This window comes from Acinetobacter sp. UBA2063 (assembly GCF_002333245.1).
GTDB classification, from domain to species: Bacteria; Pseudomonadota; Gammaproteobacteria; order Pseudomonadales; family Moraxellaceae; genus Acinetobacter; species Acinetobacter parvus.
In genome coordinates, this window is record NZ_DDAH01000260.1 from 1 (window position 1) to 3,277 (window position 3,277).

Below are 3,277 nucleotides of genomic sequence, written 5' to 3' on the forward strand. Positions count from 1 at the left end.
CCTAAAGTTTTTATCTCATGCATTTTATGAATCCCATCTTGTATACAAGTTTGGATGAATCAATGCAGAAAATGTGCCAGATATATTTTTTATTATAAATTAATAACTTATTTTTTATTTAATTGATTTTTGATGAATAGACTTAGCTTTGGTGCCAAAACGGCTTCATTTTAATGCTTATGCTCCATAAATCAGCATAAGATTATTTAGGTGATTTTAAATAGCTGGATAATTCTTGAAAATCATGTTCAATTGCTTTGGCTGCCTGCTGTTCTCCTCTTTTTATAATTAAACCAAGCCAATTTGTTGAAAGAACTGTTTGTAAATGTCCGCTTTTTTTTCCAGTGCCAATGGATAGGCCCGTGATGATGAAGGCAACCGATATAAGCTTAGCTCACGATTATCATAACCCACCTTTACCGATTGACCGATCATGGGCTTGATAGGCTGATCTGGAAAATGCTGCATCAGCGTATCTGTAGCCTTGTCTCCCGTTGTCATAATGGTATTACACATTGGTATTTGCTCAAGCAAAGCTGACAAATCGGTTGGAGTCACAATTTCCAGGAACTTGTCTGAGGCATTGCCCTGCAAGCGTTTAATTTGATAGGCCGTATCAAATATCCCAATTCCAATTTGGGACAAAAACTCACGGATTTGACTTTCCTTAAAATTTTTATTGGGTAAATCTAAAAAGTGGTTTTTATCACTGAAAAAAATCAGGCCAAATATTCTCCACATATCATTTTGATAGTTTGGATAGTAGAAGTTCATCTTCCACCGATTCTGGGGTGGTGGAAAACTCCCCAGCATCAGCAGTTTTGCATTACCAGGCAAAAATGGAGTGAGTGGATGGGTTTCTATTTCTATCATCGTGCCGCTAAAAAATACCTATTCACTAATAATTTAAGCAGCTCAGGATGCAAATTACTACGATAAACATCACCTTTCTATCTCTTAGTGTTGATTATCATATCTGCATCAAATTCGCCCCACTTCAAAATAAGAAATTAAATTCTTGTCAAACTGCTTGAGTTGTCACGATTTCCCCACGAACCACTTGCCCACACGTCACCATTGTCTAAACATTAAATCCTGTTTTTAAGTTATTGTTTAAGTGGGGATATTTTTACTAGAGAAAATTATGATAACTTTTTCTGGGATGAATTGTTACAGTAGAATGCTTTCTAAAAATTTTGACAAAAACATATCAAAGGAAGAAACAGTTATGGATTCTGGATTGATCACACTGTTCTTGCCAATTGCCTTAGCAATTGTTATGGCTGGAATAAAGAAGTTTTGACTAGTTAATTTTCAAATTCAATTTTAAAAACAGCGCATTAATGGATCCGCTGTTTTTATTTCTTTATTGATAATAAACAAGACATTGATATTTAATAATTGATTTAAATTTATGAGATAGTTTTATTCTGCAAATTTTTAAAATTCACTTAGGCTATTTATAATCGAACTAAAAAGAAACCTTATTGCAAAAATAAGGCTTCTTTGCGAATCAGCTTAGGACTTGAAATAATTTAATGGTAATTTCAAATAACGTATTCCATTGGATTCTGGTTCAGGAAAACGTCCTGCATCCATATTGATTTGTATGGAAGGTAGAATCAATTTGGGCATTGTTAATGTCGCATCACGCGCCTGACGCATATGCACGAAATCCTGTTTAGCTGTTTTGGCATTTAAATGAATATTTCCCTGCTTTTGTGCTTGAATACTGGTTTCACACACAAACTCAGTTCTCCCATCAGGCTTATAATCATGGCAAAGAAAAACGCGAGTCTGTTCAGGTAACTTATAAAGCTGCTGCACAGAATCATATAAGACTTCCGCACTCCCCTTTGGAAAGTCACAGCGTGCTGTCCCATAATCAGGCATAAACAACGTATCACCCACAAAAACTGCATCACCAACCACATAACTTAGACAGGCTGGCGTATGACCTGGTGTTGGAATATTGTAGGCATCCAACTCACCAATTTTAAAATGCTCATGATCCCTAAACAAATAATCAAAGGTTTGATGGGTATTAAAATATTTAAGATCAATATGATAGATTGCACTAAAAGTTTCCTGCACAATTGCAATCTTTTCACTCATGGCAATTTTTCCACCCAACCTGCTTTTTAAATATTGCGAAGCGGTTAAATGATCCGCATGAACATGAGTTTCTAAAATCCACTCCACCTTGAGCTGATTTTCTTCAATGTATTGAATAACTTCATCTGCACCCTGAGTCGATGTTGAGGCAGATGCCGCATCATAATTCAACACACTGTCAATTATTGCGCAAACCTGTGTACCTGGATCAGTGACCACATAACTGAACGTATTAGTCTTTTGGTCAAAAAAAGCCTTGACTTGAGGATGTTGCATAAGTATATCTCCTATCGTTCAGCCCATAAGCGATGTATAAACATTCCAAACATCATTGCAGCAATAAAATACCAGGCTTGTGAATAACCCAGTCCAATTAAAGTAATTGCAGGTGCTGGACAAATACCTGCAATTCCCCAGCCGATACCGAACAGTACAGCCCCAATCATCAGTTTTTGGTCAATTTGGTTATTGTTGGGTAATAGCATCGTTTCACCCAATAAAGTTTTAGGATGTCGAATGGCTTTTTGAAATGGAATGATTGCCACCGCAATTGCACCAATCATGACAAACATCAGGCTAATATCCCAATCGCCTAACACATCCAGAAAACCCAATACCTTTGCAGGGTTTGACATGCCTGAGACCATTAAACCTAAAGCGAATAAACCACCAAACAGGAAAGCAAACAGGTTTTTCATGAATGGACTCCTATGACATGACGCACAAGATAGACGGTGATCATTCCTGCAAGCATGAATGTCACCGTTGCAATAATTGAGCGTAGAGACAATCGGCTGATACCACAAATACCATGCCCACTGGTACAGCCTGAACCTAAACGTGTTCCAAAGCCAACCAAAAGCCCTGCTACAATTAAAGTGAATGGCGAGGATTCAATGATAATTTCAGGCTTTACAAATAATTGGTAAATAAACGGTGTGAGAAATAACCCAAGTAAAAACCAAAGTGCTGGATTCCCACTCAGAGACTTTGGTTGTAATAACTGGGCAAGTAAACCACTCATACCTGCAATACGACCATTGATATATAAATAGCCCACAACGGCAATGCCCAAAACTCCACCACCGATCAATGCTAAGAGAATACTAGACATCATTACACCATATAATATTATATTTTTTTATATTATGTTAATTAGGTG

At 36.9% G+C, this 3,277-nt stretch carries 4 protein-coding genes; all 4 read right to left on the reverse strand.

Translation table 11 applies throughout. The features are described 5' to 3' along the window. Positions 1-288 precede the first annotated feature (288 nt). The 4 genes from B4H32_RS12305 to B4H32_RS12320 all read right to left on the reverse strand — a co-directional run bounded on the left by B4H32_RS12305 (position 289) and on the right by B4H32_RS12320 (position 3,229). Positions 289-873, reverse strand: a complete 585-nt coding sequence (locus B4H32_RS12305; protein WP_004682022.1) for a uracil-DNA glycosylase family protein — start codon at positions 871-873, stop codon at positions 289-291. A gap of 645 nt (positions 874-1,518) precedes the next feature. Further along, the gene (locus B4H32_RS12310; protein WP_004758012.1) at positions 1,519-2,391 is read right to left on the reverse strand and encodes an MBL fold metallo-hydrolase; all 873 of its coding nucleotides are present in this window, start codon (positions 2,389-2,391) and stop codon (positions 1,519-1,521) included. Between the two features lie 11 nt (positions 2,392-2,402). Then, the gene (locus B4H32_RS12315) at positions 2,403-2,813 is read right to left on the reverse strand and encodes a YeeE/YedE family protein (RefSeq protein ID WP_004769343.1); all 411 of its coding nucleotides are present in this window, start codon (positions 2,811-2,813) and stop codon (positions 2,403-2,405) included. Beyond that, on the reverse strand, positions 2,810-3,229 hold the full coding sequence (locus B4H32_RS12320; protein WP_004677353.1) for a YeeE/YedE family protein: 420 nt from the start codon (positions 3,227-3,229) through the stop codon (positions 2,810-2,812). Before B4H32_RS12320 ends, B4H32_RS12315 begins: the two co-directional genes overlap by 4 nt. Positions 3,230-3,277 lie beyond the last annotated feature (48 nt).

What these genes read in the sequence shown, in the direction of transcription:
- B4H32_RS12310 (WP_004758012.1), bottom strand. Translation starts at nt 2,391, where the DNA reads ATGCAACATCCTCAAGTCAAGGCTTTTTTTGACCAAAAGACTAATACG.
- B4H32_RS12320 (WP_004677353.1), bottom strand. Translation starts at nt 3,229, where the DNA reads ATGTCTAGTATTCTCTTAGCATTGATCGGTGGTGGAGTTTTGGGCATT.
- B4H32_RS12315 (WP_004769343.1), bottom strand. Translation starts at nt 2,813, where the DNA reads ATGAAAAACCTGTTTGCTTTCCTGTTTGGTGGTTTATTCGCTTTAGGT.
- B4H32_RS12305 (WP_004682022.1), bottom strand. Translation starts at nt 873, where the DNA reads ATGATAGAAATAGAAACCCATCCACTCACTCCATTTTTGCCTGGTAAT.